13 protein-coding genes are annotated in these 13,351 nt (G+C 67.8%); 6 read left to right on the top strand and 7 right to left on the bottom strand.

The annotated features are described in order from the left end of the window. Position 1 precedes the first annotated feature (1 nt). On the top strand, positions 2-457 hold the full coding sequence (locus tag SGR02S_RS09445; protein WP_067108462.1) for a VOC family protein: 456 nt from the start codon (positions 2-4) through the stop codon (positions 455-457). Positions 458-466: 9 nt separating this feature from the next. Here the strand turns inward: SGR02S_RS09445 and SGR02S_RS09440 are convergent, their stop codons facing one another. Next, positions 467-1,636, bottom strand: coding sequence for a DUF481 domain-containing protein (locus tag SGR02S_RS09440; RefSeq protein ID WP_255211437.1), 1,170 nt, complete (start codon positions 1,634-1,636; stop codon positions 467-469). Positions 1,637-1,763: 127 nt separating this feature from the next. Here SGR02S_RS09440 and SGR02S_RS09430 point away from each other — a divergent pair, with 127 nt between their 5' ends. Continuing rightward, entirely contained in the window at positions 1,764-2,042 is a 279-nt protein-coding gene (locus SGR02S_RS09430; RefSeq protein ID WP_067108458.1) for a hypothetical protein, read from the top strand. A 344-nt stretch (positions 2,043-2,386) separates the two neighbouring features. Here SGR02S_RS09430 and SGR02S_RS09425 read toward each other — a convergent pair whose 3' ends face one another. From SGR02S_RS09425 to SGR02S_RS09405, 5 genes are all read right to left on the bottom strand, one after another. Continuing rightward, a complete protein-coding gene (locus tag SGR02S_RS09425) occupies positions 2,387-3,541 on the bottom strand; it encodes an MBL fold metallo-hydrolase (protein WP_255211436.1) in 1,155 nt (384 codons plus the stop codon). A gap of 114 nt (positions 3,542-3,655) precedes the next feature. After that, entirely contained in the window at positions 3,656-4,321 is a 666-nt protein-coding gene (locus SGR02S_RS09420) for a DUF1013 domain-containing protein (protein WP_174521645.1), read from the bottom strand. Between the two features lie 169 nt (positions 4,322-4,490). Next, positions 4,491-5,882: an SPOR domain-containing protein gene (locus tag SGR02S_RS09415; RefSeq protein WP_067108451.1), complete on the bottom strand. Its 1,392-nt coding sequence runs from the start codon at positions 5,880-5,882 to the stop codon at positions 4,491-4,493. 26 nt (positions 5,883-5,908) lie between these two features. After that, complete coding sequence (locus SGR02S_RS09410) at positions 5,909-6,559, bottom strand: hypothetical protein (RefSeq protein WP_067108449.1); 651 nt, start codon at positions 6,557-6,559, stop codon at positions 5,909-5,911. A 17-nt stretch (positions 6,560-6,576) separates the two neighbouring features. Beyond that, a complete protein-coding gene (locus tag SGR02S_RS09405; RefSeq protein WP_067108446.1) occupies positions 6,577-7,299 on the bottom strand; it encodes an AAA family ATPase in 723 nt (240 codons plus the stop codon). Between the two features lie 255 nt (positions 7,300-7,554). Between SGR02S_RS09405 and SGR02S_RS09400 the strand changes: the two genes are divergently transcribed. After that, positions 7,555-8,919 (top strand): SPOR domain-containing protein, encoded by a 1,365-nt coding sequence (locus SGR02S_RS09400; RefSeq protein WP_067108443.1) that lies wholly within the window; start codon positions 7,555-7,557, stop codon positions 8,917-8,919. Between the two features lie 164 nt (positions 8,920-9,083). Here the strand turns inward: SGR02S_RS09400 and SGR02S_RS09395 are convergent, their stop codons facing one another. Beyond that, positions 9,084-9,281, bottom strand: coding sequence for a DUF1192 domain-containing protein (locus tag SGR02S_RS09395; RefSeq protein ID WP_067108440.1), 198 nt, complete (start codon positions 9,279-9,281; stop codon positions 9,084-9,086). Positions 9,282-9,492: 211 nt separating this feature from the next. On the opposite strand from SGR02S_RS09395, the gene SGR02S_RS09390 reads away from it, so the two are divergent. The 3 genes from SGR02S_RS09390 to SGR02S_RS20055 all read left to right on the top strand — a co-directional run bounded on the left by SGR02S_RS09390 (position 9,493) and on the right by SGR02S_RS20055 (position 13,300). After that, entirely contained in the window at positions 9,493-10,491 is a 999-nt protein-coding gene (locus SGR02S_RS09390) for an NAD(P)H-quinone oxidoreductase (RefSeq protein WP_082797073.1), read from the top strand. A 299-nt stretch (positions 10,492-10,790) separates the two neighbouring features. Beyond that, complete coding sequence (gene clpA, locus SGR02S_RS09385; RefSeq protein ID WP_067108433.1) at positions 10,791-13,127, top strand: ATP-dependent Clp protease ATP-binding subunit ClpA; 2,337 nt, start codon at positions 10,791-10,793, stop codon at positions 13,125-13,127. Continuing rightward, on the top strand, positions 13,127-13,300 hold the full coding sequence (locus SGR02S_RS20055) for a hypothetical protein (protein ID WP_156483031.1): 174 nt from the start codon (positions 13,127-13,129) through the stop codon (positions 13,298-13,300). Before clpA ends, SGR02S_RS20055 begins: the two co-directional genes overlap by 1 nt. Positions 13,301-13,351: the final 51 nt, after the last annotated feature.

Raw genomic sequence — 13,351 nt, 5'->3', positions numbered from 1 at the left:
CATGTCCGACCTCAACGGTGTCGCTCACGTCATCCTGACCGCGGGCGACTTCGCGCGCTCGACGGCGTTCTGGCGCGACCTGATCCGCTATCTGGAACTCAAGCTGGTGCTCGACAGCGACGCGATGCTCTATGGCGTCGGCGGGCGCACCGCGATCGGGATCCGCGCCGGCAGCGCCGAACATGCCGGCCGGCGCTTCGACCAGAGCGCGCCGGGGCTGCACCACGCCTGCTTCCGGATGCGCGACCGCGATGCGGTCGACCGCCTCCACGGCTTCCTGAAGGATCGCGGCGACATCGTCATCGTCCACGAGCCGCAGGAGGAGCCCTGGGCCCCGGGCTATTATTCGATCCTGTTCGAGGACCCCGACGGCATCCGCATCGAGTTCAACCATGTCCCCGGCGCCGGCCTGCTCGAAGACGGAAGCCGGATCGGCGGGACTTCGGTGTTCGACTGACCCCTCGCCTCAAAACCCATAGACGAGGGTGAAGCGGGTCAGCGTGTCGACTTCGCGGACGCCGGCCGGCGGGTGGGTGTCGATATCCGCCGAATAGGCGATGCGCGCCGATAGCGCGCCGGTCAGCTTGGCGTTGAGCGCGGTGAGCGAGCTGGTCGTCACGGTATTGCTGCCGACGACCGTCGAAGCGGTCTGCGTCAGGCGCAGCGTCGGCGACATCTGCCAGCCGAAATCGAGCCCCGCGAGCCCCGTGAGTTCGCTGTCGCGAAGGCCGCTGACGAAATCGACCTCGCGCCACGCCGGGCCGCCCTTCATGCTCAGCGACAGCGTCTTGCGGTCGACCAGCTTGTAACCGAGCCCGGCCGACAGGTTCCAGCGCGTGTCATAGCCGAGGATGCGATCCTGTTCCCAGCGGCCGAGCCCGTAGGCGAAGGCCCGGTTGCTGACGCGATACTGCGGCTCCACCTCGACGAGGAAGCGTTCGACCGAGGTTCGGCCGTTGGTGCGCTGATAATCGGCCTGGGCGCGGAACTTGTGGTTCCAGTCGATCCCCTTGCGCGCCAGCGCCACCCCGGCGCTGAGCCCCTTCGAGCGCGTGTTGCCGGTGGCGATGGTGGCGCCGATCTGTCCCTCGCCCTTCCAGTTTTCCCAGAATTTCGCGGCCGCGAGCTTGGCGCGCGCCGCGTCGGCCGCCGCTTTCTTTTCCGCGGCGCGGCGGGCGCGATAGTCGGTCAGCAGCGCGTCGATCTCGCCCTCCTTCTGGGGGCTGGTCGCCTTGGCGAGCTTGCCGACCGCCTCGACGTCGCCGTCCTTCTTGCTCGCCATCGCGGCAGCCAGCATCTCGCGCACCGGGTCGGGGTCGGCCTGCAACCCCCCGCTCCGCCGCGCCTCATAGGCGGCGAGGATCGCGTCGATGTCGCCGATCGAACGCGGGTTGGTCGCCTTGGCGAGCGACACCACCGTCTCCACCTCGCTTTTCTTGCCGCCTTCCAGCGCCGCCTCGATCATCGCGCGGATCGGATCGGGCAGCGGCTTGGGTATGATTTCGGGAACCAGGGCCGGCAAGCCGGCAGGGATGAACAAGGGCGACGCCGCCGATCCGGACGTCTGGGCGCAGACAGGCGCGGCGCCCGATGCGATCAGCACCGTGAAAGCCGACAAGCGCGCAATTTTCATCATCGAACAGAACCTTCGCCACGGGGAGGTGAGAATTTTCGGCCGGATCGAGGGGCTTCGTCCCGATCCAAGGCGGTCATAAACGCAAAGCCGCTGGCATTTCCACCCCGCCTGCCCCATCTGCATTCCCATGCTGATCGCGATCATCGCCATTTTCTGCGCCGGCGTCGGCAATTTCGCCATGCATCGCGCCTTCATGGAAAGCGACGATCCGCTGGTGCGGCAGATGGTGCGGCCGCTCGCCGAGAAGGTGGGGCCGCACGTCACCTATGTCTTCGAATTCCTGCTGCTCGTCGGCGCACTGGCGATCACGACGCGCAACTGGTTCACCGGGCTGCTGCTCTATGGCCTCTATACCATCTTCAATGCGATGGCCTTCAGCTGGGTAATGCACCGGCCGGGGGAATGATGCCGCACGTCCGCGAAAGGCGAAGGCGACCAGTTGAAAAGCGGCGCGTGACTCTCCCTGCCTCGTCACCCCGGGCTTGATCCGGGATCCCGCTCGAGCATCGTGCGTTAAAAATCCGAATCGTTTGCCCTGAGCTTGTCGAAGGGCTGTCCTTTCTTTTTACGCCGGAAAAAAAGGACGGTGCTTCGACAGGCTCAGCACGAACGGCAGAAAGGATGATGCAGATTGAAGGCGCAATGCCCTATCGCCTGTCCCGTTCAGGTTGAAGCGGCACATAAGCTCATCCCCTTCGTATCATTGTGTGAGACGCTTATCTTTTCGCGTCTCCGCGCGGGATCAGCGCGTCACGCCACGCCGTGATACCACCAGACGCCGTCGCGATCTTCCTTGCGCACCCGGCCTTCGACCTCGAGCCGCTTGAGATGCGCGAGCGCCTCGCCGGTCGCGAGGCCCAGATTATGCTCGCCGATCGGCCGGCTGAACAGCAGCGGAAAGGTTTCGACCGCGCGCATCGGCCGTTCGGACACCGCCTCCGCGACCTTGTAGAGCCGCATGCGATGTTCGTCGCGCAGCGCCGTCAGGCGGACGTGCAGGCCCTTGAACGGCTCGCCGTGCGCCGGGCAGGTGATCACGTCGGGCGGCACCACGCGCAGCAGCTTGTCGATCGACGCGAGCCATTCGCCGAGCGGATCGGCGTCGGGTTCGGTGATGTTGACCGACACGTTCGAACTGATCCGCGGCAGCACCTGGTCGCCCGACACCAATATGCCCTCGCGCTCGTTCCACAGGCAGGCATGTTCGGGGCTGTGGCCCGATCCGGTCACGACGCGCCACTGGTGCGCGCCCATGGCGATGCGGTCGCCGTCCTCGATCCGCATATAGCCGCGCGGCAGCGGAAAGATCATGCGCTGGAACATGTTCCAGCCGCGCGTGCGCTGCGCCTCGATCGCCGCGTCGTCCCAGCCCGCGGCGCGCGACTGGACGAGCAGTTCCTCGGGCGCGGTATCGCTCGAATCGGCGATGATCGCGCGCGCGGTCAGCATCTCGCCGCGCGTCATCCACAGCTTCACCCCGCGCTTCTTCGCGATCCAGCCCGCGAGCCCGATATGGTCGGGATGGAGGTGAGTGCCGAAGACGCGCGTGATGCGCACGTCCGCGAGCGCGCCGGCATAGAGCGCCTTCCACGCGTCCGAGCACATCGTCAGGCAGATGCCGGTATCGACCACCGCGACGCCCTCGCCATCCTCGTCGGCGTCGTCGAGCAGCCAGCTGTTGATGTGGCCGAGCGACCCCGGCATCGGGATGCGCGCCCAGCTGATGCCGTTCGCGATGCGGATCGTCTCGCCCGCGGCCGGCGCGGCGTCGCCCCACGGATAGGCGAGCCCCGCATGGCTGGTGACGGTGAAATTATCGTCCTGGGTCAGCGACGCATCGGGCGAGCCGCTGGTCGCCGGAATATCGTCTTCCTCGCCGTTCGCCATGTTCCTATTCCCCGTCATTGCGACCCCGGACCTGATCCGGGGGAAGCAATCCAGAGCGGTTTGCGCAGCTCCGGATTGCCGCGTCCCCCTCGGCTCCCCGCAATGACGAGGATGGAAACTTCATCGCCGACGTCAGGCTTCGCCGCCGGCTTCGTCGATTTCCTCCGCGGCGCGCGCTTCGGCGGCGGCGGTGCGTTCGGCGCGCAGTTCCTCGAGCAGCGCCTCACGGTCGCCTTCGAGACGGTTGTCTTCGGGCGCCTTGATCCCCGCTTTCTTCGCCGCCTTCGCGACGAGCGCGTCGAGTTCGCGCTGCGAGCAGAGGCCGAGCGTCACCGGGTCCTTGGGAACGATGTTCGCGCTGTTCCAGTGGCTGCGCTCGCGGATCGCGTTGATCGTGTTGCGCGTCGTGCCGATCAGCTTGCCGATCGCGCCGTCCGACACCTCGGGGTGGTTCTTGAGGATCCAGGCAATGCCGTCGGGCTTGTCCTGGCGCTTGCTGACCGGGGTGTAGCGCGGGCCGCGCGTGCGGCGGATCGTGTCCTGCGACTGCACCGTCATCTTCAACCGGTAGCCGGGGTCCTTCTGCCCCTTCTCGATCTCTTCCATCGACAGTTCGTTGGCGCGGACGGGGTCGCGGCCGGTATATTTGGTCGCCGCGGTCTCGTCGGCGATCGCCTGCACTTCCAGCACGTGGATGCCGCAATATTCGGCGATCTGGGCAAAGGTCAGGCCGGTGTTGTCGACCAGCCAGGCGGCGGTCGCGTGCGGCATCAGCGGGGTCGGATCGGCATGGGCCATGGCGCTTCTTCTCCAAGCGGAAATAATAAGGGCCGCCCCTCGCGGGGCGGCCGGACATTGGCGGTCGCTCTATACCGGATTGGGCATGGCGGCAAGGCCCCGCAAGCGAAGGGGCGCGGTTTTCCACCGCGCCCCCTGCCGTTTCACTCCCCCCGGAGTGCCGAAAAACTCAGCGCGACGCCATCCGCACCGGGCTGGCCTTCGCCGCCCACTGGATGCTTTCGCTGCCGCCCATCTGGCGGATGAAGCATTGCTGCCCCTGCGCCTTCAACTGGCGGCAGAGCTCGGTCGCGTCGCCGCGGCTCGCAAGGCCGTTGACCGTCAGGCGATGGAAGGTACGTCCCTTGACCACCGCGCTGTGGCTCGATGCGGGGAACTGGCCCAGCATCGCGTTGCGGCGTTTGAGCACGCCCCATTTTTCCTGCGCGATCGCCAGGCTGTCATAGGCGCCGAGTTGCACCGCCCATCCCGACGGCTTCTTCGAGTCGAAGCCCATCGCGCGCGGAACGATCCGGGTCGCGATGTCGAGCGCTTCGCGCTGCATCGGACGCAGCCGTTCGCCGTCGATGCGCGGCGCGTGGCGATAGGGCGCCGCATCGGCGAGGATCACCGGCGCTTCGGCCTTCGGCGGTGCCGGCAGGTCGCTGACCGGCACGACGCCGTGGGCATCGCGCGCGGGCATCGGCAGTTCGACGGCGCGGATCGCTTCGCTGGCGTCGGCAACGACGGGCGGCGGCGGCGCAAAGCGCTCGACCGGCGCCGGGTCGGCGGCAGCCATCGGCGCCAGAACATCGGCCGCAGCCATCCGGGCGTCGGTGCTGGCCTGCAGCGCGAGACGGGCCGGCATACCGCCGTCGGCGCGCATGCTGGTGCCGATCAGGGTCGCGATGCGGACCCCGGGGTTCGGCTGTTCGGCCAGTTTCGTCCATTCGGCCATGCGGCCCTCGACCTTGTCGAGCGACAGGTCCTGCGCGGCGAGGATGCGCGCCTGCGCCCAGCGTCCCGAAAGCGCGAGGGCGAGCGCGAGATTCTGGCGCGTGCGCGCATCGGCGCCGGGCGCCCGTGCGGCTTCGCCGAGCGTATAGAGCGACGCCTCGCTGTTGCCGACGAGTGCGAGCGCCAGCCCCGCGTCGGATGCCGGCACCGTGTCGTCGTGCGCGCGCAGCAATTCCACTGCCTCCGCATTCTTGCCCTGCGCGATATAGGCGAGCGTCAGGGCGATCACCGTGTTGCTGTCGGTCGCGCCCAGTTCCATCGCCTCGGTCAGCGCGGTGCTCGCCGAAACGAAGCGCCCGTCGTTCAGATAGGCCTGGCCGAGCAACGTGCGATAACCGGCGTCGCGCGGGCTTCCCGCGACCGCCGCCTCGGCGAGCGCGACGGCCTTGGCGGCCTTGCCCTTTTCGAGCGCGCTGCGCGCCTTGTCGGCCTGTTTCGCGGCGGCGTCGGCGTCGGCGGTGCGCGCCGGTTCGGTCGCCGCCGAGCCTGCGCTTGCGCAGCCCGCCGTGCCCGCCCCCAGGACGAATCCCGAAATCGCGAGCTTGATCAGCATCTTGCGGTTCATCTTTACAGTCCCCCCAAACTTGGGTCTTAGCGCTGCCGCGCCCGGCGCGCCGGACGCGCCGCCGGCAGGCGGCTCGCCATTGCGTCGATCTCGGGCAGCGACGAGAGATAATCGTCGAGCAAATCGGTCAAAATGCCCTGCGCCGAGCGGTTCGTCACCGCGCTCGCAAGGCGCAGGCGCAGATGGCGTTCGGCATCGAGGCGCAGCGTGAAGGCCGCCTTGTCGCGGGCACGCGGCGCGCGTGCCGGCCCTTCGGGCGCCTTCGCTTCAGGGCGCCGTTCGACCTTGCGCGCCACAGCGGCGACGCGGTCGAGCAGCGATTCCTGCTGACGCACGACCTCTGGAATCGTGGGCAGATTCGCGGGTGCCTCGGCTTCGGGCGCCGCGAGCGGCGCGTCGGGAACCGCGCTGTCCTCGACCGCCTGTTCGGCCTCGCTGTTGTGCTGCAGCACCGATCCGGCGAGCAGCGGCTTCAGGTCGACCATATGCGCCGGTTCGGACGACTGCTGCGGATCGACGTCATAGCCCATGTCGTTCCAGCCAAGATCGTCATAGCCCGGCTGGACGAGCGGCGCGGGGCCGCTGCCGAGCGGCTGACGGCGCATCGCGGGGCGCGCCGCGCCCTTGCGGGCGAGCAGGCCGGCGCTCAGCGAGGCAAGTGGTTTGGGTTCGCCCATGAGTTCCGCTCCCCCGCTCACTGGCCCGCGATGCGGCGGCCGAAGCCCCCGCCCAGCGGACGCACCGCGCCGTAACCCGCCTGCGCGGGCATCGGCGCCGAAAAGACGGTGCGGCGGAAATTCTTCTCCAGCCGGTCGTTGATATAGGTCCACAGCTGGCGGACCTCCTCGGCCGAGCGGCCGTTCGGATCGACCTCCATCACCGTGCGGCCGTCGATCATCGAAGCGGCATAGTCGGTGCGGTGGTGCAGCGTCACCGGCGCGACGGTGCCGTGCTGCGACAGCGCGACCGCGGCCTCGCTGGTAATCTTCGCCTTGGGCGTCGCGGCGTTGACGACGAACACCAGCGGCTTGCCCGCGCGCTCGCACAGGTCGACGGTGGCGCCGACGGCGCGCAGGTCGTGCGGGCTGGGACGCGTCGGGACGACGATCAGCTCGGCGACCGAAATCACGCTCTGGATCGCCATGGTGATCGCCGGCGGCGTGTCGATGACCGCGAGCTTGAAGCCCTGCTGGCGCAATATCTCCAGATCGGAGGCGAGCCGCGCGACCGTGGTCTGGGCGAAGGCCGGAAGGTCGGTTTCGCGCTCGTTCCACCAGTCGGCGAGCGAGCCCTGCGGATCGATGTCGATGAGAACGACGGGACCGGCGCCGGCAAGCTGCGCCTGCACCGCGAGATGCCCGGACAGGGTGGTCTTGCCCGATCCGCCTTTTTGTGAAGCCAATGCCAGAACGCGCACGACTGTCCCCCTGGATATCCTCGAATTGGCGACGGGATGCCACGCGGGAGCCTAAAATTGGGTTAACGATGCCGAAAAGATGGTGAACGATCGGTTCGCGCTCATGGTCAACAAGAGCTTAAGAGGCGTTTGTGCCATTTCGGATCAAAAGCCGCGACCCCGCGTTTTTCGCTAACGGGGTGTTAGCCATTTGGGATTAGGACGGCGGGCGGAACTGCTCGCTCGTCAAGTGACGCCGTTCATTGGAGATTGCCGATGCGTTCATACCGCACCCTCTTGCTGGCCGCGCCGCTGATCCCGGCCGTGCTGCTCGCCGCGCCCGCGCTGGCCGCGACCAAGGCCGCGCCTCCGGCAGCGGCGGCAGCGCCCGACGTCAAGGCCGGCGTCGATGCCTGGGAAGCGGGCAACTATGCGAAGGCAGTGGCCGTGTGGCGCCCGCTCGCGATCGCCGGCGATCCCGACGCCCAATTCAACCTCGGCCAGGCCTACAAGCTCGGCCGCGGCGTGCCCGCCGACCTGAGCCAGGCCGAGGGCTGGTATCGCCGCGCCGCGAAACAGGGGCATTTGCAGGCCGAAGACAATCTGGGCCTCGTGCTCTTCACCGCCAATCGCCGCGACGAGGCGATGCCCTTCATCACCCGGTCGGCCGAGCGCGGCGAACCGCGCGCGCAATATGTCCTGGGCACAGCGATGTTCAACGGCGACCTCGCGGCGAAGGACTGGCCGCGCGCCTATGCGCTGACCAAGCGCGCGAGCGATGCCGGACTCGGTATCGCCTCGGCGCGCCTCGCGCAGCTCGACCGGCTGATCCCGCTCGACCAGCGGCAGCGGGGCCTCGCGCTGCTGCCCGAAATGGAGAAGAACGAGCAGCGCGCACGGCTCGCCGCGGTGAACGCCGCCGCGCCCGAAGCGCCGAAATCCGCGCCATCGCCGGTACAGACCGCGAGCCTGCCCGCCTCGGTCCCCGGCACGCTCTACACGCCGCCGCCCGTTCTTGCGCCGGCACCGGCCCCCGCCCCGACCCCTGCCCCGACCCCCAGGCCCGCGGCGCCGCTGTCGCCGGCCGCGCAGCACGCCGCCGCCGCGGCGGCCGAGGCTGCGGCCAACGCCGATGTGGCAACCGCGGCCGCGAAGGAAGCTCCAGCCGACACCGTCCAGACGGCGCCCGGCGCGATCCGCGTCGTCACGCCGCCGCCGTCGCAGCCCGCGGCGCCGGGCACCAGCTATGCCGCGCCGCCCGAAAAGGGACCGTTGCCGCCCGCCGAAACGCCCGCGCCGCCACCGACTCCGGCACCGATACCCACGCCCGCGCCCGCTCCCGTGCAGGAGAAGGTGGTCGTCGCCACGCCGAAAGCGGTGGCGCCCGCCCCCGCTCCCACCGCCGGCAAGAGCCCGTGGCGCGCGCAACTCGGCGCCTTCGGCGTCGAGGCGAATGCGCGGAGCCTCTGGCGGACGGTCGAGAAAGCCTATCCCGCGGCGGCCGCACGCCAGCCCTATCTGGTCAAGAGCGGCAAGCTCACCCGCCTTCAGGTCGGCGATTTCGCGAGCAAAGCCGACGCCGAATCCTTCTGCTCGGCGGTGAAGAAGGACGGCCGTCCCTGTCTGGTGGTCGACCGCTAGAGGGCGTCGCCCTGGTCACCTGAATCCGAAGTTCGCTTCCTTGATTTCGCCATCCCGGGCTGGACCCGGAATCCCGCTTTTCCTCGGTCCGTGTGCGAAAGGAAGCGGGGCCCCGGGTCCAGCCCGGGGGTGACGATGATGACAAGAACCTTGATTCCACCATATTAGCCTTTGCGGAACAACGCCTCCGCGTTTGCCTTGAAGCTGCCCGCGGCGGCGGCGTGCTTTCTGGTGCGTTCGATTTCGGCTTCGAGCACGGCGATGCGGTCGGCGAGTTCGTCGACCGACAGCGGGTCGAGCGGCTGGCGAATCAGCGCGGCGAGCAGGTCGTCGCGGCGGCGGGGAAGATCGTCGTCGTCCATGGCGTTTCCTTTCGCGCCGGTCGCGGCCGATGGCGCGCGACTGTTGACCCGTGCCGTCCCTCTGTCAATAAGGCGGGCCACAAGGATGACGCCTCGCCCTTTCCGCCGTCGCCCCGGACACGATCCGCATCCGCCTGCCCGAACTACGGGCGCTGGCGGATCGGGACCGGCGGCGCGGAGAGCGGGTGGAGCTAGTGGGGGATTTCAGAGCGTGACCAGCTTGCCAGCGAGCATGACCGCCATCGCGATCCGCGAACCGGGCGGACCCGAGGTTCTGGTGCCGGAGACGCGGCCGGTGCCGCAGCCGGGACCCGACGAAGTGCTGATCCGCGTCGCCGCGGCGGGGGTGAACCGCCCCGACGTGCTGCAGCGCATGGGCTTTTATCCGCCGCCGCCGGGCGCCTCGGACCTGCCGGGGCTGGAGGTTGCGGGGACGGTCGCCGCGATCGGACCGGGCGGCGACCCGGAGATGTTGGGACAGGCGGTATGCGCGCTCGTCGCGGGCGGCGGCTATGCCGAATATTGCGTCGCGCCGGCGGGAAGCTGCCTGCCGGTGCCCGCGGGATTCTCGATGGAAGAGGCGGCGGCGCTGCCCGAAACCGTCTTCACCGTCTGGCACAATCTGTTCGAACGGGGCTGGGTCAAGGACGGCGAGACGGTGCTCGTCCACGGCGGCACCAGCGGCATCGGCACCACCGCGATCGGGCTGTGCAAGCTGTTCGACATCCGGATCGCGGTAACGTGCGGCAGCGCGGACAAATGCGCCGCGGCGCGCGCGCTCGGCGCCGACCTCGCGATCGACTATTCGACCGAGGACTATGTCGAGGCGGTCAAGGCGTTCACCGACGGCAAGGGCGTCGACGTTGTGCTCGACATGGTCGGGGGCGACTATGTGCCGCGCAACCTCGCCTGCCTCGCCGACGACGGGCGGCACGTCAGCATCGCCTTCCAGCGCGGCGCGACGGCACAGGTCGACATATCGAGTCTGATGCGGCGGCGGCAGACGATGACCGGGTCGACGCTGCGCGCGCGCAGCGCCTCGTTCAAGGCGGCGCTGGCCGACGAAATCCACCGGACGCTGTGGCCGCAGCTTGCCGAGGGCGGCTGGAAGCCGGCGATGGACCGGCGCTTCGCGCTGGCCGAAGCCGCCGCCGCGCACGCCCGCATGCAGGCGGGCGAGCATGTCGGAAAGATCGTGCTGACAGTTTAGGATTTCCGGAACTATTCTCGTGTCCCCGCGCAGGCGGGGACCCGGGGCGTCCTGACGCCGACGCTCGCCTGCGTCGCTCTGGACTCCCGCCTTCGCGGGAGCACAGGGCACTTCGTTCAAAACCAGGATTTCGGCGTTCGCCGCCGTCCTTTCCCAAGGCTTTGTTAACCATGAAGCAAGGCTGTGGCTCTAATTTGACCGTGGCTTCCGCTTTTCCCTTGCGGTGAAGCGGCGGCATCGCCACCTTGTGGTCCCAGGGGTCCGCCTCTCCCCGGCGGGTCTCGCAAGGAGAACGACCCATGCCGTCCTTTTCGGAATCGCTCGAAAAGACCCTGCACAACGCGTTGAAGGCCGCGTCGGAGCGGCACCATGAATATGCAACGCTGGAGCATCTGCTCTATGCGCTGATCGACGACGAGCACGCCGCCGAGGTGATGCGCGCCTGCGGCGTCGCATTGGGCGACCTGCAATCGGCGGTGGTCCACTATCTCGACACCGAACTCGACAGCCTGAAGGTCGAGGGGCACAGCGACCCCAGCCCCACCAGCGGTTTCCAGCGCGTCGTCCAGCGCGCGATCCTGCACGTCCAGTCGTCGGGCAAGGACGAGGTGACGGGCGCCAACGTCCTCGTCGCGCTGTTTTCGGAGCGCGAATCCTATGCCGTCTATTTCCTCCAGCAGCAGGACCTGACGCGGCTCGACGCGGTTTCCTACCTCAGCCACGGCGTCGGCAAGGGCGGCAAGCCCGCCGCACAGGCCGAGCCAGAGGAGAAGGAAGAAGCGAAGGACAAGGGCGAGGCGAAGAACAAGAAGGAAACCGCGCTCGACCAGTTCACCGTCAACCTGAACGAGAAGGCGAAGGGCGGCAAGGTCGACCCGCTGATCGGCCGCGGCGCCGAGGTCGACCGCACGATTCAGATCCTGTGCCGCCGCAGCAAGAACAACCCGCTCTATGTCGGCGATCCCGGCGTCGGCAAGACCGCGATCGCCGAAGGGCTCGCGCGCAAGATCGTCGAGGGCGACGTGCCCGACGTGCTCAAGGAAGCGGTGATCTATTCGCTCGACATGGGCGCGCTGCTCGCCGGCACGCGCTATCGCGGCGACTTCGAGGAGCGGCTGAAGCAGGTCGTCTCCGAACTCGAGGGCCTGCCGCACGCGATCCTGTTCATCGACGAGATTCACACGGTGATCGGCGCCGGCGCGACGAGCGGCGGCGCGATGGACGCATCGAACCTGCTCAAGCCCGCGCTGTCGGGCGGCGTCATCCGCTGCATCGGATCGACGACCTACAAGGAGTTCCGCAACCACTTCGAGAAGGACCGCGCGCTGCTGCGCCGGTTCCAGAAGATCGACGTGATCGAGCCGAGCCTCGAGGATACCAAGAAGATCCTCGCCGGGCTGCGCGAGGCGTTCGAGAGCCACCATAACGTCAAATATACTGCCGACGCGATCAACGCGGCGGTCGAGCTGTCGGCACGCTATATCAACGACCGCAAGCTGCCCGACAAGGCGATCGACGTGATCGACGAGGTCGGCGCGATGCAGATGCTGGTGCCGCCGTCGAAGCGGCGCAAGACGATCACCCCCAAGGAGATCGAGGCGGTGATCGCGACGATGGCGCGCATTCCGCCCAAATCGGTGTCGAGCGACGACAAGAAGGTGCTCGAAAGCCTCGAGACCGACCTCAAGCGCGTGGTGTTCGGGCAGAACACCGCGATCGAGGTGCTGGCGTCGGCGATCAAGCTGTCGCGCGCTGGGCTGCGCGATCCCGAAAAGCCGATCGGCAACTATCTGTTCAGCGGCCCGACCGGCGTCGGCAAGACCGAGGTGGCGAAGCAGCTCGCGGCGCTGCTCGGCATTCCGCTCCAGCGCTTCGACATGTCGGAATATATGGAGCGCCATTCGGTGAGCCGCCTGATCGGCGCGCCGCCGGGCTATGTCGGATACGACCAGGGCGGCCTGCTGACCGATGCGATCGACCAGAATCCGCACTGCGTGCTGCTGCTCGACGAGATCGAGAAGGCGCATCCCGACCTGTTCAACATCCTGCTGCAGGTGATGGACAACGGCCGCCTGACCGACCACCACGGCAAGACGGTCGATTTCCGCAACGTCATCCTGATCATGACGACCAATGCGGGCGCCAGCGACATGACCCGCGAATCGATCGGCTTCGGCAACGCGACGCGCGAGGATGTGCAGGAAGAGGCGGTGAAGCGCATGTTCACCCCCGAATTCCGCAACCGCCTCGATGCGATCGTGCCCTTCGGCTATCTGCCGCCAGAGGTGGTGGCGCGCGTCGTCGACAAGTTCATCCTGCAGCTCGAACTGCAGCTTGCCGACCGCAACGTCCACATCCAGCTCGACGAGGCGGCGCGCAAGTGGCTGACCGACAAGGGCTATGACAAGCTCTATGGCGCGCGTCCGATGGGCCGCCTGATCCAGGAGAAGATCAAGCAGCCGCTCGCCGAGGAGCTGCTGTTCGGCAAGCTGGTCCACGGCGGCGAGGTCAAGGTGAGGATGAAGCAGGGCGAGGACGCCAAGGTCGGCAACCCGCTCGCCTTCGAAATCACCCCCGCCCCGCCCAAGGCCGGCAAGGGCAAGGCGAAAGGCAAGGCCGAGAAGGCGGCGGAGTGATGGACAAGGAGTCGAAGCGCCAGATGCGCGTTGCCGAGGCCATTATGACCGAGGATCGCGAAATCTTGCGCGCCTTGGCATCCAACGAATTGGATGAGCAGCTGGCGGTCGCACGGGCCGTTATGAAGAAGCGACAGTCTGCGCTTAAAAAAGCTGTCCGAACAATAACATAATTAATTCCCTCCCCTCCAGGGGAGGGACGGCGAGGCTTAGAGTATCGAGCA

The sequence above is a fragment of the Sphingopyxis granuli NBRC 100800 genome (assembly GCF_001591045.1).
Lineage (GTDB): Bacteria > Pseudomonadota > Alphaproteobacteria > Sphingomonadales > Sphingomonadaceae > Sphingopyxis > Sphingopyxis granuli.
The sequence above is the reverse complement of the archived record's forward strand: the minus strand, read 5'-3'. Positions and strand labels throughout refer to the sequence as shown.

What these genes read in the sequence shown, in the direction of transcription:
- SGR02S_RS09425 (WP_255211436.1), bottom strand. Translation starts at nt 3,541, where the DNA reads ATGACGGGGAATAGGAACATGGCGAACGGCGAGGAAGACGATATTCCG.
- SGR02S_RS09415 (WP_067108451.1), bottom strand. Translation starts at nt 5,882, where the DNA reads ATGAACCGCAAGATGCTGATCAAGCTCGCGATTTCGGGATTCGTCCTG.
- SGR02S_RS09395 (WP_067108440.1), bottom strand. Translation starts at nt 9,281, where the DNA reads ATGGACGACGACGATCTTCCCCGCCGCCGCGACGACCTGCTCGCCGCG.
- SGR02S_RS20055 (WP_156483031.1), top strand. Translation starts at nt 13,127, where the DNA reads ATGGACAAGGAGTCGAAGCGCCAGATGCGCGTTGCCGAGGCCATTATG.
- SGR02S_RS09430 (WP_067108458.1), top strand. Translation starts at nt 1,764, where the DNA reads ATGCTGATCGCGATCATCGCCATTTTCTGCGCCGGCGTCGGCAATTTC.
- SGR02S_RS09410 (WP_067108449.1), bottom strand. Translation starts at nt 6,559, where the DNA reads ATGGGCGAACCCAAACCACTTGCCTCGCTGAGCGCCGGCCTGCTCGCC.
- SGR02S_RS09420 (WP_174521645.1), bottom strand. Translation starts at nt 4,321, where the DNA reads ATGGCCCATGCCGATCCGACCCCGCTGATGCCGCACGCGACCGCCGCC.
- SGR02S_RS09440 (WP_255211437.1), bottom strand. Translation starts at nt 1,636, where the DNA reads ATGATGAAAATTGCGCGCTTGTCGGCTTTCACGGTGCTGATCGCATCG.
- SGR02S_RS09400 (WP_067108443.1), top strand. Translation starts at nt 7,555, where the DNA reads ATGCGTTCATACCGCACCCTCTTGCTGGCCGCGCCGCTGATCCCGGCC.
- clpA (WP_067108433.1), top strand. Translation starts at nt 10,791, where the DNA reads ATGCCGTCCTTTTCGGAATCGCTCGAAAAGACCCTGCACAACGCGTTG.
- SGR02S_RS09445 (WP_067108462.1), top strand. Translation starts at nt 2, where the DNA reads ATGTCCGACCTCAACGGTGTCGCTCACGTCATCCTGACCGCGGGCGAC.